The organism is Nocardia asiatica NBRC 100129, from assembly GCF_000308415.1.
GTDB classification, from domain to species: Bacteria; Actinomycetota; Actinomycetes; order Mycobacteriales; family Mycobacteriaceae; genus Nocardia; species Nocardia asiatica.
In genome coordinates, this window is sequence record NZ_BAFS01000278.1 from 17,320 (window position 1) to 37,111 (window position 19,792).

Sequence of the window (19,792 nt, forward strand, 5' to 3'; positions counted from 1 at the left end):
GCGGTGGATGCTTTCGTCTTGCACGAATACCAGGGCCGCAGTCAAGCACGCTGCGTAATGCAGGTGGTGGCCGCGCATTCGGACGATCAGGTGCACGTCGGGTTCGTCCGGCAAGGGTGAAGTTATGCCGTGCAAGGAGGGGTGCGGTTCGGCTGGGTCGGGTTGCATGGGGGCCTTCCGTGAAGGGTTCTTCCTGGCGTGGATGCTGTTGTGGTGCACTGAGTTCAGCGGGTCGGCGGAAGGCTGGCGGGCCAGTTCGGTTGGGCACACCGATGGAGTCCCGTCCGCGCCGCCTTCCCCCTTTTGGGTGCCCCGGCATGTGGCGCGTTCCCCTGTGGTGCAAAGAGGGGACGCGCTTTCGCGCGGGGCGGTCTGGGTGGTTCAGGTGCGGTTGATGTGCTGGCCGATGATCGCGGGTATCAACAGGTCCAGAAGGGTGAGGTCGTCGGCGGCGGGGATGTTCTCGATGATCGGATCGAGTACCGGGGCGGCGTACAAGCGGCCGGTGTGCGGCCCGGCGGCGGTGCGGGCGCTGCTGATCAGTTCATAGACCACCATCGCCATCACACGCACACGAGTGGTGTCGCTCATCCCGTCCCGCACCGCATCCGCGGTGGCGGCCACCAGAGTGCCGAGCACGTCAGTAAGGACGTCGAGTTCGGCGTCGGCGCGCACGGCGTCCTGATCACCGCTCACCGACCGGCCCGCCGTCGCCGCGCATGCTGAGCGGCGCATCCCCGAATCGCCTCGACCACGAGCCGCCCCGGCGGCCGATAGGCGTCGCGAGGCGGATGTACCCACGCCCGGAACAAACCGGGCCGCTGAGCGGGACCGGGCAACGCAATCTCTCCAGCGCGCAGGATCGACACGTTCAACCGCGACATCTCCGCGAACAACCGAATATCGTCCGGCAGATCCGGGCCGGTCAAGAACGTCCACCGCTGCGAACGCGGATGCGTCAGCACCGGCCCGGACGGCTGGCCCGCGCGATGCATCCACGCTTTGACCTCCGAGCCGATGAACGCGGGCATCATCAACCCACAGACCCGCCCCGCGCGTAGCGTAATGCGGCCTAGATGCGGTGGGTGGACTTCGGCGGGCAGGTCACACACGTACCGGTAGAAGTGACACAACGACAACGGCGTGTACCCAACGCGTTTCGATGAATCCACAATCGCCTCCCCTGCTCGATGCACTGGTATGCACCCGCCGCCGGGGAGCCGATGCGGGCGACCGGATCAACCCGGCGGCGAGGCCCCTCCAGCCTGATCCTGCTCGGTATGTATTCGAAGGCACGGCACTCATACGGAGGCTGTACTCTTCCCGTACGGACCGTCGCAGGCGCGGGCAAGGGGTGGGTGGCAATGATCGTCATCGACAAATGGACGCGAACCGAGATTCGAGCTTTGCGCATTGCCGCTCTGCGGATTACGCAGGAGGAGCTTGCCGAGACGCTCGGGTTCAACGTCGAGACCATCCAGAAATGGGAACGGAAGACAAGGGCCGATCGCCCGGTCGTACGCAAGTCCGCGGCGGCGCTGGACGAGCAACTTCGGCGGCTCGACGCCGGCCAACTCGAACGGTTCCGGGCCGCACTGGCGAACGCACCCGCAGCCCAGGACGGGCATTCTGTACTCAGCGGCGATGTGGTGTCGGACGCAGACGAGTCGCCGCGGACGGATGATCTCGGGACTGCTGCGTGGGAAGTCGAGGACGAGGTGAAACGGCGTGAGTTCGGCAAGCTGGCTACGGCCGGGACAGTAGCGGTCTTTCTGCCCGAAAGCCGGGGCCGGATCGGCATGGGTGACGTCCAACGGCTTTTGGCTGGAGTCGACGCACTCGATCAGCAGGATCAGCGCACCGGCGGAGCGCAGTTGGTCGACGTTGCCATCAACCAGCTGACGCACGCCAAGGATCGGCTGGAAACCGGTGCATTCGACGCCGTTACCGGGAACGCATTCACCAGCGCGACCGGAGAACTCGCGGTGCTCGCTGGGTGGCTGGCCTACGACGGGGACCGGCACCGGCTTGCGCGCCGGTGCTACGCGGACGCCATGGCACTCGGCACGGAGGCCAACGACAGTGACCTCGTCGCACACACTTGCCTGTATGCGGCGAATCAATCTTGTTCTCTGACGCGTGCCGTTCGCGGCGGAAGCCCCTACAAGGCGCTGCAACTGGCTGATCGAGCCCGCGATCTGATGCGCGGTCGGCCACCAGGTCGAATCCATGCGCTGATCGCCGTTCGCGAAGCGCAGGCGTACGGCCTGCTCGGTGACCGCACGGCGTTCGGCCGCGCTATCGCGACCGCATGGCGTGAGTTGGACCAGGCTGTGCAGTTCGAGCCGCTGGAAGAAGTTCCGCAGTGGCTGCGATTCGTGACATATTCCGAGATCGCGGATCACGAGGCTCGCGGCTACGCCGATTTGGGTGACCTGCGCCGATCTGTCGACTTGTACGCGACTGCCGTCGACCGACCCGCAGGGATGCGTAACGCCACGATCGTCCGCGCATGGTCGGCCGCGACCAGGGTTCGCCTCGGCGATATCGGTGGTGCACTCGAGCATGGATTCCCGGCGTTGGTAAACGTGTCCGCCATGGCGTCGACACGCATACTGCGCCGCCTCGAACCGGTGCGGACAGCGGTCGATCAACTGCCCGCCGGTGCGGATTTCCGCGAACTGTACGACTCCCTGACTCGGAAAGCGACAGCATGACCGGATTGCCGGATGGTCTGGAATTCGAGCACTACAGTGCCGCCGAAACTCGTTCTCGTCGTGCGGTTGTCGAGGAAATCTACCGCCGTTCGTATGTCGACGCCATCGCCTCCGGAGACCCTTTCGACTCGCCCTCGGAATTCATGCGACGGTTCGATTCCTACACCGATCCCCGTGGCAACGGATTCGCGTATGTGCTCGCGCGAGTAAACGGTGAGCCCGCTGGTCAGATCTGGGGCTGGCCACTACCCCCGCGCGCACGATGGTGGACGGGGTTGCACCTCGACAGCGGCGACCTCGAGGAGTTCACCGCTGAGGACGGCACCCGCACGTTCGGGCTCAGCGAGATCATGGTGTGCGCCGAATACGCTGGTCAGGGCATCGCACGCGCTCTGCATGACGAATTGCTCAGCTCGCGACCCGAGCAGCGAGCGACACTGCTCGTAGAGTCGGACAACGAGCGCGCCTATGAACGCTATCGGCGCTGGGGCTGGAAGAAGGTCGGATCGCTGCGCCCATCCTGGCCGGACGCCCCCCAGTTCGATGTGCTCATTCGCGAGTTGCGGAGTACTTCACGGGACTGACCGGCATAGCGGTATTTGCCCGCATGGAAGCGGACATCGCGCTACCCGCCCGGTGATCGCTTCCCCGACCTGAGCTTCATCGTCCCGGTCGAGGAAACTCGCAACCTCGCGGCGCGCATCCACAACGACCGCGAACCGTTCCCGGTGCGGCTCGGGAAGCCGACCCGGCGCACCGGTTGTTACCGTGGCCTATGGCCAGCGAAACCTCGGCGCTGCACCGGCGCGCCCAGCTCCGCGACTTCCTCCGCACCCGTAGGGCCCGGCTCACGCCGGAGGACATCGGCCTGCCCGCGGTGGGACGGCGGCGCACGCCCGGCTTGCGGCGAGAGGAAGTCGCCATGCTCGCCGGGGTGGGCGTGTCCTGGTACACGTGGCTGGAGCAGGGACGTGACATCACCGTGTCGGCGGAGGTGCTCGACGCGATCGGCGCGGCGCTGCGCCTGTCCGGCCCGGAGCGGACCCACCTGTATCTGCTCGCCGGTCTCAACCCGCCGCCGTCGGGGGCGACAGGCGACGCCGAGATCACACCGCAGCTGCGCCGGTTGCTGGACGCGTGGGAGCCGCGGCCCGCCGTGCTGCGCGACCGGTCCTGGAACCTGCTTGGCGTCAACGACACCGCGCGCACCGTTTTCGGGTTCACCGACGCCGACCACAACTGCCTGATCTCGTTCTTCACCAACGCCAGGTACCGAGGCATGCACGCGGAGTGGAGCGCGATCGCCCCCGCGGTCGTGGCCGCTTTCCGCGCCGACGCGGCCCACCACCCCGGCGATCCAGAGTTCGATCGGGTGATCGGCGAACTCACGGCCGTGAGCGCGGAATTCGCCGAGTTGTGGGCCCGCCATGATGTGGACGCCGCGGGCCAGGCCGTCAAGGCCGTGCGCCACCCCGAAGCGGGCGATCTGCTGTTCGACACGACCACCCTCGCGGTGGCCGATCACCCGGATTGGTTCCTGGTGCTCTACAACCCGCAACCCGGTACCGAGACCGCACAGCGGGTGGACGGGCTGATGCGGATCAGGCTCGCCGCCCCGGCGTGACCGTAGCCTGGTGGTGCCACACCTAGGTCAACTGGACACTGTTCGGCGGTCGCGGCCTTCGGCACGCTGATTTTCATGACGCACAACAACTCCCGATTCGACGGTCAGGTCGCGCTCGTCACCGGCGGCTCGAGCGGCATGGGACTGGCCACCGCACGACGGCTGCTCACCGAGGGCGCGCGGGTGGTCGTCACCGGCCGGGACAAGACCCGGCTGGACGCCGCGGTCGCGGAATTGAACGGTGACGACCGGGTGGTCGCGATACCGGGCGACGCGGGGCGCGTCGCCGACCTCGACGCACTCGTCGCCGCCATCCGCGACCGGCACGGACGCCTCGACGTCGTGTTCGCCAATGCCGGGGTCGCGTCGTTCCAGCCGCACGCCGAGATCACCGAGGACGAGTTCGACCGTGTCGTGGACACGAACTTCAAAGGCGTGTTCTTCACCATCCAGAAAGCTCTGCCGCTGCTGTCGCGGCACGCGGCGATCGTCATCAACGCGTCGTGGACGCTGCACCGTGGCCTGCCCGGAGGCACCTTGTACGCGGCCACCAAAGCGGCCGTGCACAATCTGGCCCGCACGCTCGCGGCAGAGCTCGGACCGAGGGGCATCCGGGTCAATTCCGTGAGCCCCGGATACATCGAGACCCCGATGTTCCACGACAACGTCAGCCCCGACGCGCACGCCGCCGTGCTCGCCGAAGTCGCCAGCCGCCGGTTGGGCACCGCCGAGGACGTCGCCGACGCTGTCGCGTTCCTCGCCTCCGCCGAGGCGTCCTATATCAACGGGCAGGACCTGGTCATAGACGGCGGCCTGGTCGCGGCCATATCCCGCGAGATGATCTAGGCCGCCGGGTTCGCGCGGCGCACGGATGCGGCTATGGCGTCCCGGATCGGCCGCCAGCGCAGATCCAGCTCGGCCAAGGTGCGGGAGTCGTCGGTCGGCGTGGCGGTGGTCAGCAACCACGCGGCCTCGTAGCTGAGGCCCGCGCTGATCGGCAGGAAGCGGGCGGCGGCGTCGGTGAGCCGCCCCAGCCCCAGCAGCGCGGCGTTCGGCACCGGGACCCGGTGGATCCTCTGCCCGGCAGCGCTTTCCAGCATGTCCACGATCTCGTCGAACGCCACCATGTGCCCGCCACACAGGTAGCGCCTCGGCCCCAGGCCGGGGCGCATCACAGCGGCGTGCACGGCGGCGACGTCGCGCACGTCGATCATCTGCATGCCGCCGCGAATCCGGGGCGCGATCCCGGCGCGCAGGATCGCGCCCCAGCCGTCGGAGGTGATCCCGGCCTGCGGCCCGAGACCAGGGCCGACAACGCTCGAAGGATAGGTGATGACGATCGGAGCGCCCGTGGCCTGCAAGGCCCGCGCGATCCGGTCGGCAGCCGCTTTGGTGCGGCCGTAAGCGCTGCGGCCGGGCGCGGTGGGGCTGTCGGGGGTGATGACCGGGTCGGGGCTGGGGAACAGCGCGCTGTAGCTGGCGACGTGGACGATCGGGTCCAACCCGAGCGCCGTCGCGCGGGCGAGCACGGTGGCCGTCGCGTCGACGTTGACCTCCCACATCAACTGTTCGCGCCGATTGTCGGTGCCGACCACCCCCGCCGCGTGCAGGACGGCGTCGCATCCGTCCAGCAGTGCCTCGACCGTCTCCGGGTCCCGGATGTCGCCCGGCGACACCGCGAGCGCTTCGGGCGGAGCATCGAACATGCCGACGACCGCCGAGACCGATTCGCTCGGATGGACCAGCAGCGCGACCTGGTGCCCCGCCCGCAACAGGGCGGAGACGGTGTGCGCACCGAGGTAGCCGGTGCCTCCGGTGACCGCGATTCGCATACCGGCTACCCCTCGTCGCTTCCGGCCGACGGCGTGCGCGCGTCCACCGCCCCCGCCGTCGTGCCGAACCGAGCCGGTATGTGTCCGCCCATATCCACTCCCTCGTCGTCCGTGCTCCCGCGTCCGGCCCGCCGAGACCGCGCACGCGACGCGCCGCGAGAATGGCCGGATACCGGAAGCACCGGCATAAATTCGATGCCAGTGGCATCGTAATAGACGGCAGGGAGCGGCATGGGCGAAACGGCGCAGGACCCGCGGGCCCGGGGTGTGGGCAGGCCGCGGGACGAGTCGGTCGAGCAGCGCGTACTGGCCACCGTCCGCGAGATGCTGCTCGACGTCGGATGGGACGAGCTGAGCGTCCGCGCGGTGGCGGCGCGTGCGGGCGTCGGCCGGGCGTCCATCAGCCGCCGCTGGGGATCGAAGGCCGAATTGGTGCTGCACGCCGTGCTGGGCGAAACCCCCGATCTGGGCCCGTTCGAGGGCGCCGACCAGGCTGGTTGGCTCGACTGGGTGCTGCGCGGCAGCCGGGAGCTGTTCGCGCGCGGGGAGGTTCGCGCCGCGGTTCCGGGCCTACTGACCGCGCTCGACCGTGACCCGCAGTTGCGCCACGGGCTGTGGTCCGGCTTCAGCACGCCGGCCGCCGCGCTGTTCGCCGCGGGCGAGCCCGAGGCGCGCACGGGGTCCGAATTGGACGCCCGGGCCGTGATCGCGCTGGCCGCCGGCGCGGCGTTGTTCTTGGAGTTCGTCGCGGAGGGCGCGGAGGCCGCGCGGATCCACCGGCGCATCGGCGAACTCCTGCACCGCGCCGTGCTCGAGCGCTGAGCGGCCGAAGCCCCGAAATCCGGTTGCCGTGGCGGGCGCGCCGCTCAGTACAGTGGGCCGGTGATCCGCACCGCCGCGCTGGCCCATGTCCGGGATCGTCGCCTGCTGCAGGCGCGCTCGGTCGGCAAGGACGTCTTCTATATGGCGGGCGGCAAGATCGATCCCGGTGAGACGCCCGAGGCGGCGCTGCACCGCGAGGTGCGCGAAGAACTCGGTGTCGGCGTGGTTTCCTTCGACGAACTCGGAGTGTTCCAGGCCGAGGCGTACGGGCACTCCCCCGGCACCCGGCTGCACATGACCTGCTTCACCGCGGAACTCGACGGTGACCCACGGCCCACCAGCGAGATCGCCGAACTCCGCTACTTCACCGTGCGCGAGTACGCCGCCATGGAGCACGTGGCGCCCGGCTCGATGCTGGTCTTCCGCAGGCTGCACGAACTCGGCGTGGTCGACTGGTAGTCCAGGCGGAATCACCTCCCCGACGACCTCGGTCCGGGATGCCGACTTCGCCATCGGATGTCCCTCGCCGAAACCGCCGACCGCGGGCGTCGGCGCGTAGCGCGGCAGGCCGAGGACATCGACGGATCACGCGTCACGGTAGTCGGCGAATGAACGCCGGTTCCCTCGGACCGAGTCCCGCTCGGCCCGAGGGAACGCGCTCAGACCGCGGTGAACCGGGTGGGCAGCGCCGCCAACCCGCGAATCACGACATTCGGCTTGTACGGCGGCGTGTCCGAGAGCAAGTCGATGTCGCGGACCTTCCGCAGCAGCACCTCCAGCAGTACTTCCATCTCCAGCAGCGCCAGCGGCGCACCGAGGCAGTAGTGGATGCCGAGGCTGAAGCCGAGGTGCTTCTTGGCCGGGTTCATCGGATCGGCGTATCGGGCGACGTCGATGCGATCGGGATCGGTGTAGGCCGCGTCGTCGCGGTTGGCCGAGTTGATCAGCACCACCACGCCCTCGCCCGGCTCGAAGTCGTGACCCGCCAGCGTGATCGGGCGGGTCGCGGCGCGCGTGGTGATCTGCACCGAGGGTTCCAGGCGCAGGAGTTCGTCCGGCGCGGTCGTCACCAGTTCCGGGCGCTCGCGCAGGGTGCCGATCGCCTCGGGATTGCGCATCAACTGCAGCATGCCGGTGCCGATCAGGTTGGCCGTCGTCTCGTGCCCGGCCACGAACGTGGTGATGCAGGTGGCCAGCAGTTCCTGCTCGGTGAGCACGTCACCGCGGTCCTCGACCTGGGACAGCGCGCTGAGCAGGTCGTCCTTCGGGTCGCGGCGGCGCTCGTTCAGCAACTGCCGGAAGTACCCCATGAATCCGCGCGAGGCGGCGCTGCGCGCCTTCAGCGACTCCTCGGGCAGCGTGTAGTCGTGGTCGAATCCGCGCGCCAGATCCTGCGACCATTGGTGCACCTGGTCGTAGGCGTCCGGCGGCACGCCGATCAGCTCGCACGCGATGATCAGCGGCAGCGGGTAGGCGATCATCTCGACGAGGTCGAATTCGCCTGCCTCCAGCGCTTTGTCGACCAGCTGCTCGGTGAGTTCCAGAATCCGCGGACGCAGCCTGGTCACCATGCGCGGGGTGAAGCCCTTGGTCACCAGGTTGCGCAGGCGGGTGTGATCCGGCGGCTCCATCCACAGGAACGAGGTGGGCAGCTCCTCGGGCGCGTCCTCCGGCGACACGGTGGGATGCATCATCGCCGCCTCCTCCGCGTGGCTCCACGCGGTGGTCGACAGGACGGCGGCGCAGTCGTCATAGCGGGTGATCACGTAGTGACCCAACGGGGTCTGGTGCAGTCTGCCCGCCTCGCGCAGCACCCGGGCGGGGGTGTAGGGATCGGGCCTTCCTTCGGGTCCGAAAAGCTGGACCAGGGCGGCCTGGACCGCGGAATCCTGTTCCGCGACAGCCGTGCCCGTGGTAGACGAGTCCATGTCGAGTGGTCCCTCCTGTGCGGAGCACCTGGTGAATGCTGCCGGTAGATCGAAAGGTCAGTGATCGGATCGGATGTGATGGCTCAGGTCCGGCGGCGATGACGGACTCTGCGCCCGAACGACTTCCGGACCGGACTGCGCGCCGGATGCGCCGGTCCGCGCGCGGCCGGACAGGAGAACGCGTCGCGCCATCGCCGGGTGCAGCAGTGCCGTCGGCGGTTCGACCAGATTCGCCACCCGCAAGAAGGTCCGCGACACCTGCGGGTCGACGTGCGCGGCGCGATGCACGCGGGCGACGTAGGCGTTGGTGAGGCGGGTGCGCGCCGTCCGCGGCCCGGCCACGCCCGGATGCGCGAGATCCGCTCCGGCCGAGAGCTGCCAGGCGACGTCGAGCGCCTTGTCCGCCGCCGCGTAGAACCGGGCGGGGAGATCGGGCGTCGGTCCGCCGGTGCGCAGACAGGAACGCAGCGCGACCGCCTGCTGCGCGGCGACGGCCATGCCCTGGGCGTAGAGCGGGTTGAAGCTGCACAGCGCGTCACCGAGCAGCAGGAAGCCGCTCGGCACCGCCGCGCGACGGCGGTAGCGTCTGCGCACCGGAGCCCGGAACCGGTGCGGTACCGCGTCGCCGAGCGGTTCGGATCGCGTGACCAGCTCGAAGATGTCCGGCGCGGCCAACGAGGCGGCGAAGCGGGTGAAGCCGTCCGGGTCGGTGGGCGGATGATCGCCGAGGATTCCGGCCAGGGTGACGTGCCAGCGGTCGCCTTCCACCCGGACCGCGCCGCCGCCACGGCCGTTGTGCCCGGTCGAGATGATCACCGACGCGTGGCCGTCGAGCTGGCCTTCGATCCGCCGGTAGAACCGTGAGGCGTAGCCGAGGTCGACCTCGAGCCGCTGCTCGTCCGGCGGCTCGGCGCCGAGCGCCCTGAGCCACACCGCGGCGCGGGAGCCGCGGCCGGTCGCATCGATCACGAGGTCGGTGGCGTGCGTTTCGACGCCTGCGTCACCGGAGACCGACACCGCCCGCACCTCACGCGCGTCACCGACCAGCCCGCGCGCGGTTCCCGCCACGAGCCGCACGCCGGACAAGGTCGAGATACGTTCGCGCAACACCGTTTCCAGCACCGGACGAGTCGCGATCAGAGATGTGAGCCCGGTCGAGGCAGGCGCGGCCCGCAGCCCGCCCACATACCATCTGGTGCCGGCCAGGGCTTCGGCCCGGGTCGCGCCGCGGGCGGTCATCTCGTCGGTGAATCCGGGGAACAGTTCCTCGATGACGGTGCGCCCACGATCCAGCAGCCCGTGCAGGTGCCGCGCTTGCGGCACGCCTTTGCGCATGCCCTCGGTCTCGAAGCCGTCGCGCTCGAACACCGTCACCCGGGCGAAATGGTCGGCCAGCACCCGGGCGGCCAGCAGTCCGGCGATGCCCGCGCCGAGGACGACCGCGTGCCGCGCGCCGTTCACAACGTCACCGGCAGCGACACGATGCCGCGGTGGATCAGGCTCGGCCGGTACTCGATCGCGTCGGTCGCCGGTGCGAGTTCCGGAGCGCGGGCCAGCAGCGCGCCGATCGCGGCCTCGGCCTCGATCCGCGCCAACGGCGCACCCACGCAGTAGTGGATGCCGAGACTGAAACCGAGATGTTTGCGAGCCGGATGATTTCCGGCGTAGCGGGTGACATCGAAGCTGTCCGCGTCCGGGTACACCCGGTCGTCCCGGCTGGCCGACGCCGTGAGCACCACGACTCCGTCGCCACGCCGGAACCGGTGCTCGCCGACTGTGGTGTCGGCCAGGGCGACGCGAATGGTGAACTGGGTGGGAGCGTCGTAGCGCAGCATTTCGTCCAACGCGGGCGCGATCAGAGCGGGATCGTCCCGCAGCAGGGCGAGCTGATCCGGGTTGCGCAGCAGCGCGAGCATGCCGTTGCAGATCAGGTTGATCGAGGTCTCCATGCCCGCCACCAGGGTGAGCAGGGCCATGCCGACCACCTCGGGCTCGGTCAGCTGGTCGCTGTCCGCGCTCGCGGCCACCAGAGCGCTGAGCAGATCCGGCGTCGGGTTCTGCTTCTTCCGCTGGACCAGCCGGGCGAAGTACCCCATGCACTCCATGGCCGCGGCGGTGCGTGCGGTGACGTCCTGCGGCCCGAGCAGCGAGTCGGGGTCGCTGCCCCGCGCGATGGCCAGCTGCCACTCCCGGAACTTCGCGCCGTCGGCCGGGTCGGCGCCGAGCAGCTGGACCGGAACCATCGCCACCGCCAGCGGCACCGCCAACCCGTCGAGCACGTCGAGTTCGCCCCGTTCGAGGGCCTCGTCCACGATCTCCCGCACGACTTGTCCGGCGACCGGCGCCATCTCGGCCATCAACCGCGGGGTGAAGGCTTTCGCCACCAGCTTGCGGTAGCGAGCGTGCTCGGGCGGATCCATCCGGACGAACGAACCGGGGATGGCGGCGGTGGTGTCGCGGAACGGGCTGATCCCGGCCGCGTAGCCGTGCCCCCAGTCGGCGCCGGTGAGAATCGCGGCGCACTCCTCGTAACGGGTGATCAACGTGACCGGTACGTCGCCGAACGCGTACGGGAACAGCGCCGCCGCGTCACGCACCCGCCGGTAGGCCGGATACGGGTCGGCGCGTGCGCTCGGGTCGAAAGCATCGAAACTCACCTCGGCGGGTGAAACGGCGTTCATCGGGCCTCCATCCGGACACGCAGTTGCGACATGCCGCGCACGACCACGTTCGGCCGGTACGGCGGTTCCTCGAGCAGGGACAGCGAGGCGACTCGATCGGCGAGCGCCCGCAGCACCGCGCGCATCTCCAGCCGGGCCAGCGGCGCGCCGAGGCAGTAGTGCAGACCGAGCCCGAAGGACAGGTGCCGCTCGGCTTTTCGCCCCCGCGCATACCTGGCGATGTCGAATTCGTCGGCGCGCGGGAAGGCCGCCGGGTCGCGGTTGGCCGACGCGAGCAGCACGATCACCGCCTCGCCCGGCGCGAAAGTCCGTCCGGAGACGGTGATCTTCTCGTGCGCGGTGCGCGTGGTCAGATGCACCGGGGCGTCGTAGCGCAGCACCTCGTCCACCGCGGGCTCGGACAGCTCCGGGAAGCTGCGCAACCGCTCGAACTGCTCCGGGTGGCGGATGAGCGCGAGCACGCCGTTGCCGATCAGGTTGACCGTGGTCTCGTGCCCGGCCACGACGAGGATCAGCAGCGTGCCGAGCAGTTCGGTGCGCGTGAGCCGGGCGCCCGCGTCGTCGGCCTGCACCAGTGCGGTGATCAAGTCGGCGCGGGGGGCACGGCGTCGCTGCTCGACCAGGTCGCCGAAGAATTCGAGGAAGGCGTGCACCGCGTGGGTGCGCGCGTCGAGTTCCCGCTGAGACAGCAGCACATCGGGATCGAGGCCGCGCGCGATGCTCGCGGAGATCTCCCGGACGTGCTCGTGCGCCTCGGCGGGCACGCCGAGCAGCTCGCACACCATGGTCAGGGGCAGCGGATACGCCAGCGCCTCCAGCACGTCGACGTCACGCTCGGCGAGCATCTTTCCCATCAGGTCTTCGACCAGCCGCTCGGCGCGCTCCCGCATGCCGCTGACGGTGCGCGCGGTGAACGCTTTGCTCACCAGCCCGCGCAGGCGGGTGTGCTCCGGCGGTTCCATCCACAGGAACGAGCCGGGCAGTTCGACCTCGCTGTCACCGTGCAGCAGATCCGGTTCCTCGGCGTGGCTCCAGCGCGGGTCCTGCATGATCGCCTGCGCTTCGCGGTGCCGGGTCACCAAGTGGGTGTCGTGCGGGCCGGGCACGAACGGGCCCGCCGCCCGCAGCACGGCGTAACTACCGTAGGGGTTGTGCCGCGTATGCGCGGCGACGCTCTCGACGACCGCCAATTGCACCGGGGTCGCTACCTCGGCCACGGAATGGTCGGAACTCACCGGCGACTCCTGAATAGAAATGGACGCGGCGCGGAAAAGGGCATACCATCCGCCGGATCGCTGCGGACAATTCCGGGACGCGAAAGAAATGTCTCGTCCATCGTGGTTCCCGTCACCGGCGCGGCGCGGCGGCGATTACCCGTTCCTATCGCCCCATAGCCGAAAGACCCTATCGCGCACAGTGATCGGCTGATCGTCCTTGCTTATCGCCGACGTCAATTCACAACGAGTTCAATGCGACGTCATAATTCGCTGTTGTCGTGGCAAGCATGAATTCCGCGGAATCGGCCACCACCCTGCACGGCCGCCTCGCCGAGATCGCCGCCGCGCACCCCGCGGTGACCGCCACATTCCGGTCGGTGCGGCAAACCGTGGACTACGCCGAATTGCACCGGCTGTCCCTGGCCGCGTCGTCGGCGCTGGTCCGGCACGGTGTGCGGCGCGGCGAAGCGGTGGGCATCCTGAGCCCGAACGCTCCCGAGTTCCTCACCTGCCTGTTCGGGGTGATCGCGGCGGGCGGCGCGGCCACTCCCCTGCCGCTGCCCGCCGGCGCGCGGGCCGCCGGCGGTTACCCGCAGAAGCTGGCGGCCGTCATCGCGGCAGCGGGCATGCGCACCGTGCTGGTGTCGCATCGCTTCGCCGACCTGGCCGCGCTGCTGAGCGACACACTGGACGTCGAACTCATCGACAGCGCAACCCTTTTCGAAACCGACACGGCGGCGCCTCTGCCCGCGCTCGGGCCGGAGGACCTGGCCATCGTCCAGTTCACCTCGGGCAGTACCGCCACACCCAAGGGCGTTCGCCTGACCCATCACAACGTGCTCAGCGGCTTGGCGGCGATCCGCACCGGCATCGACTTGAGCCTGGCGGACCAGGGCGGTTTCTGGCTTCCGCTGTTCCACGACATGGGCTTGTTCGGCACGCTTTCGGCCGTTCTGCGCGGGATTCCCGCACACGTGTGGTCGCCTGTCGCTTTCGTGAAGGACCCGGCCCGCTGGCTCGCGGAATTCGCCGCCTGCGGCGCCACCATCACCGCGATGCCCAATTTCGGCTACGAGGCGCTGCTGGCCGCCGTGCCCGCCGGCCGGGTGCGCGACTACGACCTGAGCCGCTGGCGGATCGCGTTCAACGGGTCGGAGCCGATCTCCCGGAACGTCGTCGCCGCGTTCTGCGAGCGTTTCGCGCCCGCCGGATTCCGCCCTGCCACGATGTTCGGCGTCTACGGCATGGCCGAAGCGACCCTGGCGGTCACCTTCCCCCCGCTCGGCCGCGAACCGGTCTTCGAGTGGGTCGATCGGGCCGCACTGTCGGATGACGCGCTGGCACAGACTGTTCCGCCCGACGCGCCGGGCGCTCGTGCGGTCGCCGCGGTGGGCTCGCCGGTATCGCGGCTGCGATTGCGCGTGGTCGCCCCCGACGGGGACGACCTGCCCGACGGCGCGGTCGGCGAAATCCTCATCCAGGGCGACGCGGTCACCGACGGATACCTCACCGCCGACCCGTCGCGGGTGGCCGGATCGTTCACCGACGGCTGGCTGCGCACCGGCGACCTCGGATATCTGCGTGACGGCGAACTCTTCGTCACCGGCCGGTGCAAGGACATGATCACCGTACGCGGCGTCAACTACTACGCCCAGGACGTCGAGGCGACCGTGCGCGACCTCGACGGCGTGTACAAGGGCCGGTGCACGGCGGCGATCGACCCGGACGGCGCGGACGTGATCGCGCTGATCGCCGAATCCGAGCGCACCGGAGCCGACGCCGACGCGCTGACCGAGGCGATCCGCGCGCGGATCGCCGCCGAACTCGGGCTGGCCGCGGTGCGGGTCCACTTGGTCGCACCGCGCAGCATCCCCCGGACCAGCAGCGGCAAGCTCCAGCGGCTCGCCGCCCGCGACCTCATCACGCACCGCCGGTAATCCCGACCGAACTGGAGTCCTTCGTGCACAGCTATGACGTCTTCCGCCACTACGAGCGCCTGCATTGGAAGCTGGCCGACCTCGATCTCGACGCCGTCGACAAGTCCCTGGTCCGGCCCGAGTACATCACCCTGGCCAAGAGCGCGACGATGGGCGAGTCCAACGTCATCGCCGCGGTGCACGGATTCCTGAACGAGTTCGTTGACGACTACGACTTCTCCACCTTCGCGGTGGTGTGGGGCTACCAGGAAGTGCAGCACCACTACGCGTTCCGCTCCTGGCTGGGCGCGATCGGCGAGAGCGTGGACGACAAGGCCGTCGACTCGATGCGCGAGCCGTACGCGCCGGGCACCACCCCCTCGGCCACCCTGGCCACCAACATCATCTCCGAACTCACCGTCAACCACATCTACCGGGCGGTGGCGAACTGGGTGGCCGAACCCGTGCTGAAGCGTTTGCTGCTCGACGCCAGCCGCGACGAGGCGGGCCACGCGCGCGAGTTCATCCACTACGCCACCGAGCGGCTGCGGCGGCGTCCCGAGGAACTGCCCTCGGTGCTGGAGACCCTCTACGTGTACAGCTCCGAGGCCAAGATCAAGCACCCGGTCAGTACGTTCAAGGCCGGGATCAGCGAACTCGGCGACCACGAGACCATCGACACCGGATTCGAGCTGTTCCTCGAGCAGGTCGCGGCCGAGGGTGAGCTCGAGGTCCTGCACGACAAAGTCCGCCGCACCTTCGGCAACATGACCGGACTGGATCTGTCCAGCAACGCCAGGGTGCGCCGGGCCCTGGCCGACGCGATCGCCTAGCGCCGTGCACCACGACAGCGCCTTCGGCCCGCCGGAAGAACGCACCGCGCACGGTGCGGTGGACACCGTCCAGGTCCCCTGGTCGGTGATCCCGGACTACCGCTGCTTCGGCTGCTCTCCGCACAACAAGACCGGTCTGCGCCTGCGTTTCACTCCGCATCCGGACGGGTTACAGGCTCGGTTCCGGCTCGGACGGGAGTTCGAGTCCTATCCCGGCGTCGTGCACGGGGGTTTGACCGGCGTGATCTGCGACGAGGTGATGGGCAACCTCATCGTCCTGGCTCGCCACCACCCGGCGTTCACCGTCACGCAGCGCACCCGATTCCTCACCCCGCTGCTCGTCGGCCGCGAATACCACTGTGTCGCAACCCTGTCCGGCACCGAATCGGAGCGGCCGATCCGAGCGTCCGCGGAGATCCGCGACGCCGACGGCCTCGTGTGCGCCAGCTCCACCGCGGCCTACCAGCCGTTCGCGCTCGACGACGTGCGCCACCAACTCACCCTCGGCGACGACGAGGTCGCCGCGCTCGCCCATGCCCTGTCCACCGGCATCGCCCTCGCACCGAACGGAGTCCAGTCATGACCACCACCCACACCGCCGACGACATCCTGCGCACGGTCACCGACATCGCCACCGCCGAGACCGGCATCCCGGCGGCCGACCTGCGCCCCGACCTGGATCTGCGCGGCATGGCCGGCGTCGACTCGGTGCGCGTGCTGCGCATGGTCGCCAAGATCGAGCGCGCCTACGACATCGAACTCGAGGACCAGGACGTGTTCGGTCTGTCCTCGCTGCACGACGTCGTCACGGTGGTAAGCAAGGCCCTGCGCGAGGCGGCGGCGTGACCGTCACCGACCGTCCGGTCACCGCCGACACCAATCAGCACTACGACCTCGACCCGGACATCTTCGGCCAGTTCCTCGACCCGCTGCGCAAGTACAGCTCGGCGCTCTACGAGTCCGACACCGACACGCTCGAGCAGGCGCAGCGGCGCAAGCTGCGGTTCGTGGCCGACCGGCTCGGCGTGACCGGCGGCGAACGCCTGCTGGACGTCGGCTGCGGGTGGGGCTCGCTGATCCTGTTCATGGCGGCGGAATACGGCTGCGAGACAACGGGTGTCAGCCCGGCGCCACGCCAGCACGAGTACATCGCCGAGCAGGCGCGCGCTCGCGGCGTCGCGGATCGGGTGCGCACCCGGGTGGGCCATTTCGAGCGGCTGGAGCTGCCGCCGCGCAGTTTCGACGCGGTCACGCTGCTGGGCTCGATCGTGCACATGCCCGATCTCGGCGCGATCTTCCGCAGGGCCCGCGCGGTGCTGCGGCGCGGCGGCACGCTGTACGTCTCGGAGAGCTGCTTCCGCAACGCGTCCGCGCGCACGGCGTTCGACGCCAAGGAAGGCACCGAGTTCGTGCGCGAGGACATCTTCGGATGGGGCGACCTGCGTCCGCTCTCGGACCTGGTGACCGCGGCCGAGGACGCGGGATTCTCCATCATCGCGGTGGACGACCTCACCGAGCACTACCGCCGCACCATCGACGATTGGATCGCGAACGTCGACGCCGCCGCCGAACGCATCGACGCGCACGGGCCCGGCTTGGCCGCGAAGCTGCGGCACTACCTGGAGATCGCGAACGCCGGATGGGGCTACACCACCAAGCATTACGCGCTGACCTGCCGGAACGCCCGCTGAGCGGGAGGAGCGAAAGATGAACATCGATTCGGCGCTGATTCCCGTGGATGAAGTCGTCGCGGCGGTGGACGGGTTTCTCGCGGCGTCGCCCGCCACGCGGGCCTGGGATGTGGAGACCGCTTTCGACTGGTCGCGCGCCGACGCGGGCCGGCTCACCGAGGGCCAGCGGTCGGCGGTCCAGTTCGTCACCCTCATCGAGGACCACCTGCCCGGCTATTTCGACGTCTACCACCGCTACTTCCCGGTGGACGACACCGTGGACCTGGACACGTTCGTGCACAACCGCGAGCTCTACCACTTCACCGTGCGCTGGGCACTGGAGGAGGACACGCATGCCCGCGCGCTGACCCGCTACCAGGTGGCGTCCGGGATCGCCGAACGCGGCGCGCTGCGCGACGAACTGGCGATCGAGGGGCAGAAACCGTTCGACCTGCCGTATCGGCACCCGGTGCAGTTCTTCGCTTACGCGCTGGTGCAGGAGAAGGCGACGCAGATGTACTACCAGCACCTGCGCGAGGTGGTGGACGACCCGGTGCTCGGCGCCGTGCTGGCGCGGCTGTCGCGCGACGAGGCGCGGCACTTCAGTTTCATGGCCGACGTGGTCGGCCGCTACCTGCGGGTGCGGGGCGATGCCACCGTGGAGCCGATCCGCGAAGTGATCGCCACCTTCCGCATGCCGCTGGCCGACACCATGCGCGGCTACTGGCGGTGGGCGCTGAAGATCGCCGACGTCGCCGCCTACGACCACACCGAAGCCTACGAGCATCTGGTCAAGGTGATCGACCGCGCGGTGGACGCCCGCAGCGATCGCCTCGACGAGCTGGTGCGCTTCATCGATGAGTGCCGCCTGCTGGCGTGAGCTCGGAACCCGACGGCCCTGTCTCCGGAACGCTCCGGGGACAGGGCCGTTCGCGTCACTCAGTTCTCCGGCTGCAACACCAGGACCGTGGTCGAACCGTGCGCGATCAGCTTGCCGCCCGCGTCGGTGATCCGGCCCTCCGCCGTCGCGGTGCGCCGTCCGACGTGCACCGCGTTGGCCTCGCAGGTCAGCCGCGAGCCGTCCAGCGTCACCGACCGGATGAAATTCACCTTCAGTTCGAGCGTCGTGTAGGCCACGCCGTCGCCGAGTTTCGTGAAGACCGCGCTGCCCATCGCCGTGTCCATCAAGGTGGCCAGCACCCCGCCGTGCACGGTGAACATGGCATTGATGGTGGCCGGGTTCGGGTCGAGGTAGTACCGGGTGTAGCCGTCGCCCGCCGTCTCCAGTCGAATGCCCAGAGACGCGCCGACGCCGAGATTCTCGCGAAGCCCTCGCTCGAAAACCGTGGTCAGTTCGGTGACACGGGACGCCACCGTCCCGTTGGCGTGAGTGTCGATGCTGGTCATGGCGTTTCCTCCCTGGCGAATGTTGCCCCGCTATTCGATCAGCGCCCGATGAACGCCGGCCGAATCCAGCGGATTGCATACCGAGATTCGATCGGCTGATAGAACCGCCTCGGTCGAGTCGGCACTCCACGTCGAGGACGGGCAGGAAACCGTCGAGCAGGTAGGTGTCGACGGCGTCGGACAGGCAACCGCTGGGAAGCCCGAGAACACCATGCGACGTCGACCTCGCCATACGACGGAGACCCGCTACCACCACGCCTCATCGTCGCGATCGGAGCTGACCCTCGTCCGAAGGAATCGGCCCCCGAGAACGAGGCCGGTTCCGGTCGCCGTGGATCGGGTGCGGACGTCGGCGTCCTCGAAAACGGACAAAAGAGGTCACCGCCGTCGCCCCCGCAGGCACCGGCACCGCCGCGGTCACTCTCACCACCCTCGGCGGCACCAGCGGCAGCCGACCCTACGTCTACGCCCCGGCGCCCACCCTCGCCTCCGTCTATCCCGACTCGGGACCCGAAACCGGCGGCAACACCGTCACCCTCACCGGCACCGGCCTCACGGGGACGACCGCAGTGCGTTTCGGTGGCGTACCCGCGGCGTTCACCGTCATCTTCGACAGCCGGATCAGTGCCACGGCCCCTCCGGGAGCCGGGCCGGTCGGCGTCACTGTCACCACGGCCGGCGGCACGAGCAACTCGATCGGCTATGCCTACGTCCCGGCGCCGACCCTCGCCACGGTGGTCCCCGACTCCGGCCCGGCTCCCGGCGGCAACACCGTCGCCCTCACCGGCACGGGATTCACCGACGCGAACGCGGTGCGCTTCGGTGCGAACACGGCGGTTTCCTTTGCCGTGGTGTCCGATTCGGAGATCAGGGCCGTAGCGCCCGCCGGGGTCGCGGGGACCGTTACCGTCACCGTCGCCACGACCGGCGGCAGGAGCAACGGCGTGTTCTACGGGTACGTGCCCGCACCGGCACTCGCCTCGGTGGTCCCGGGCTCCGGGCCCGGCACGGGCGGCAACACCGTCACCCTCGCTGGGACCGGGTTCACCGGCGCGGCCGCCGTCCGCTTCGGCGCCACACCCGCCACCTCGTTCACCGTCGTGTCCGACACCCAGACCACCGCCGTGGCGCCCGCCGCGAGCGCC

General features: G+C 69.3%; 20 protein-coding genes. 13 read left to right on the forward strand and 7 right to left on the reverse strand.

Annotation, left to right across the window (positions count from 1 at the left end; all coding sequences use genetic code 11):
- Positions 1-381 precede the first annotated feature (381 nt).
- Complete coding sequence (locus ON27_RS26865) at positions 382-735, reverse strand: hypothetical protein (RefSeq protein WP_043733817.1); 354 nt, start codon at positions 733-735, stop codon at positions 382-384.
- Positions 736-1,364: 629 nt separating this feature from the next.
- Here ON27_RS26865 and ON27_RS26875 point away from each other — a divergent pair.
- The 4 genes from ON27_RS26875 to ON27_RS26890 all read left to right on the forward strand — a co-directional run bounded on the left by ON27_RS26875 (position 1,365) and on the right by ON27_RS26890 (position 5,187).
- Positions 1,365-2,717, forward strand: a complete 1,353-nt coding sequence (locus tag ON27_RS26875) for a helix-turn-helix domain-containing protein (RefSeq protein ID WP_043733822.1) — start codon at positions 1,365-1,367, stop codon at positions 2,715-2,717.
- Positions 2,714-3,301, forward strand: a complete 588-nt coding sequence (locus tag ON27_RS26880; protein WP_043733826.1) for a GNAT family N-acetyltransferase — start codon at positions 2,714-2,716, stop codon at positions 3,299-3,301. Before ON27_RS26875 ends, ON27_RS26880 begins: the two co-directional genes overlap by 4 nt.
- A 191-nt stretch (positions 3,302-3,492) precedes the next feature.
- Complete coding sequence (locus tag ON27_RS26885) at positions 3,493-4,341, forward strand: helix-turn-helix transcriptional regulator (RefSeq protein ID WP_043733829.1); 849 nt, start codon at positions 3,493-3,495, stop codon at positions 4,339-4,341.
- Between the two features lie 75 nt (positions 4,342-4,416).
- Positions 4,417-5,187 (forward strand): glucose 1-dehydrogenase, encoded by a 771-nt coding sequence (locus ON27_RS26890; RefSeq protein WP_043733832.1) that lies wholly within the window; start codon positions 4,417-4,419, stop codon positions 5,185-5,187.
- Here ON27_RS26890 and ON27_RS26895 read toward each other — a convergent pair.
- Positions 5,184-6,173, reverse strand: a complete 990-nt coding sequence (locus tag ON27_RS26895) for an NAD-dependent epimerase/dehydratase family protein (protein ID WP_043733835.1) — start codon at positions 6,171-6,173, stop codon at positions 5,184-5,186. The two genes, ON27_RS26890 and ON27_RS26895, sit on opposite strands and share 4 nt — an antisense overlap.
- Before the next feature lie 231 nt (positions 6,174-6,404).
- Between ON27_RS26895 and ON27_RS26900 the strand changes: the two genes are divergently transcribed.
- Positions 6,405-6,995 (forward strand): helix-turn-helix domain-containing protein, encoded by a 591-nt coding sequence (locus ON27_RS26900; protein WP_051047024.1) that lies wholly within the window; start codon positions 6,405-6,407, stop codon positions 6,993-6,995.
- 60 nt (positions 6,996-7,055) lie between these two features.
- Positions 7,056-7,454 carry an NUDIX hydrolase gene (locus ON27_RS26905; RefSeq protein ID WP_043733838.1) on the forward strand — a complete coding sequence of 133 codons (399 nt, stop codon included), beginning with the start codon at positions 7,056-7,058 and terminating at the stop codon, positions 7,452-7,454.
- Positions 7,455-7,654: 200 nt separating this feature from the next.
- Here ON27_RS26905 and ON27_RS26910 read toward each other — a convergent pair whose 3' ends face one another.
- From ON27_RS26910 to ON27_RS26925, 4 genes are read right to left on the reverse strand one after another with little or no spacing between them, the layout of a single operon-like run.
- Positions 7,655-8,923, reverse strand: a complete 1,269-nt coding sequence (locus ON27_RS26910) for a cytochrome P450 (protein ID WP_043733840.1) — start codon at positions 8,921-8,923, stop codon at positions 7,655-7,657.
- 57 nt (positions 8,924-8,980) lie between these two features.
- Positions 8,981-10,384, reverse strand: a complete 1,404-nt coding sequence (locus ON27_RS26915; protein WP_051047025.1) for an NAD(P)/FAD-dependent oxidoreductase — start codon at positions 10,382-10,384, stop codon at positions 8,981-8,983.
- On the reverse strand, positions 10,381-11,604 hold the full coding sequence (locus ON27_RS26920; protein WP_043733842.1) for a cytochrome P450: 1,224 nt from the start codon (positions 11,602-11,604) through the stop codon (positions 10,381-10,383). The genes ON27_RS26915 and ON27_RS26920 overlap by 4 nt, the downstream gene beginning before the upstream one ends.
- Positions 11,601-12,839, reverse strand: a complete 1,239-nt coding sequence (locus ON27_RS26925; protein ID WP_043733846.1) for a cytochrome P450 — start codon at positions 12,837-12,839, stop codon at positions 11,601-11,603. The genes ON27_RS26920 and ON27_RS26925 overlap by 4 nt, the downstream gene beginning before the upstream one ends.
- 269 nt (positions 12,840-13,108) lie before the next feature.
- Between ON27_RS26925 and ON27_RS26930 the strand changes: the two genes are divergently transcribed.
- From ON27_RS26930 to ON27_RS26955, 6 genes are read left to right on the forward strand one after another with little or no spacing between them, the layout of a single operon-like run.
- Positions 13,109-14,758, forward strand: a complete 1,650-nt coding sequence (locus ON27_RS26930) for an AMP-binding protein (RefSeq protein WP_043733849.1) — start codon at positions 13,109-13,111, stop codon at positions 14,756-14,758.
- Between the two features lie 23 nt (positions 14,759-14,781).
- The gene (locus ON27_RS26935) at positions 14,782-15,570 is read left to right on the forward strand and encodes a ferritin-like domain-containing protein (RefSeq protein WP_043733852.1); all 789 of its coding nucleotides are present in this window, start codon (positions 14,782-14,784) and stop codon (positions 15,568-15,570) included.
- A gap of 4 nt (positions 15,571-15,574) precedes the next feature.
- Positions 15,575-16,153, forward strand: coding sequence for a PaaI family thioesterase (locus ON27_RS26940; protein WP_245560179.1), 579 nt, complete (start codon positions 15,575-15,577; stop codon positions 16,151-16,153).
- Positions 16,150-16,416 (forward strand): acyl carrier protein, encoded by a 267-nt coding sequence (locus ON27_RS26945; protein ID WP_043733854.1) that lies wholly within the window; start codon positions 16,150-16,152, stop codon positions 16,414-16,416. Before ON27_RS26940 ends, ON27_RS26945 begins: the two co-directional genes overlap by 4 nt.
- On the forward strand, positions 16,413-17,261 hold the full coding sequence (locus tag ON27_RS26950; protein WP_043733856.1) for an SAM-dependent methyltransferase: 849 nt from the start codon (positions 16,413-16,415) through the stop codon (positions 17,259-17,261). Before ON27_RS26945 ends, ON27_RS26950 begins: the two co-directional genes overlap by 4 nt.
- Positions 17,262-17,277: 16 nt before the next feature.
- A complete protein-coding gene (locus tag ON27_RS26955) occupies positions 17,278-18,120 on the forward strand; it encodes an acyl-ACP desaturase (RefSeq protein ID WP_043733858.1) in 843 nt (280 codons plus the stop codon).
- Between the two features lie 59 nt (positions 18,121-18,179).
- Here ON27_RS26955 and ON27_RS26960 read toward each other — a convergent pair whose 3' ends face one another.
- On the reverse strand, positions 18,180-18,647 hold the full coding sequence (locus tag ON27_RS26960) for a PaaI family thioesterase (protein WP_043733861.1): 468 nt from the start codon (positions 18,645-18,647) through the stop codon (positions 18,180-18,182).
- 335 nt (positions 18,648-18,982) lie between these two features.
- Here ON27_RS26960 and ON27_RS26965 point away from each other — a divergent pair.
- The coding region (locus ON27_RS26965) for an IPT/TIG domain-containing protein (protein WP_174377884.1) at positions 18,983-19,792 on the forward strand (810 nt) is incomplete at its 3' end.

Bases quoted from the DNA above. Each gene is read 5' to 3' on its own strand.
- ON27_RS26920 (WP_043733842.1), bottom strand. From the start codon at position 11,604: ATGAACGCCGTTTCACCCGCCGAGGTGAGTTTCGATGCTTTCGACCCG.
- ON27_RS26885 (WP_043733829.1), top strand. From the start codon at position 3,493: ATGGCCAGCGAAACCTCGGCGCTGCACCGGCGCGCCCAGCTCCGCGAC.
- ON27_RS26900 (WP_051047024.1), top strand. From the start codon at position 6,405: ATGGGCGAAACGGCGCAGGACCCGCGGGCCCGGGGTGTGGGCAGGCCG.
- ON27_RS26960 (WP_043733861.1), bottom strand. From the start codon at position 18,647: ATGACCAGCATCGACACTCACGCCAACGGGACGGTGGCGTCCCGTGTC.
- ON27_RS26875 (WP_043733822.1), top strand. From the start codon at position 1,365: ATGATCGTCATCGACAAATGGACGCGAACCGAGATTCGAGCTTTGCGC.
- ON27_RS26930 (WP_043733849.1), top strand. From the start codon at position 13,109: ATGAATTCCGCGGAATCGGCCACCACCCTGCACGGCCGCCTCGCCGAG.
- ON27_RS26880 (WP_043733826.1), top strand. From the start codon at position 2,714: ATGACCGGATTGCCGGATGGTCTGGAATTCGAGCACTACAGTGCCGCC.
- ON27_RS26865 (WP_043733817.1), bottom strand. From the start codon at position 735: ATGCGCCGCTCAGCATGCGCGGCGACGGCGGGCCGGTCGGTGAGCGGT.
- ON27_RS26890 (WP_043733832.1), top strand. From the start codon at position 4,417: ATGACGCACAACAACTCCCGATTCGACGGTCAGGTCGCGCTCGTCACC.
- ON27_RS26955 (WP_043733858.1), top strand. From the start codon at position 17,278: ATGAACATCGATTCGGCGCTGATTCCCGTGGATGAAGTCGTCGCGGCG.
- ON27_RS26945 (WP_043733854.1), top strand. From the start codon at position 16,150: ATGACCACCACCCACACCGCCGACGACATCCTGCGCACGGTCACCGAC.
- ON27_RS26910 (WP_043733840.1), bottom strand. From the start codon at position 8,923: ATGGACTCGTCTACCACGGGCACGGCTGTCGCGGAACAGGATTCCGCG.
- ON27_RS26895 (WP_043733835.1), bottom strand. From the start codon at position 6,173: ATGCGAATCGCGGTCACCGGAGGCACCGGCTACCTCGGTGCGCACACC.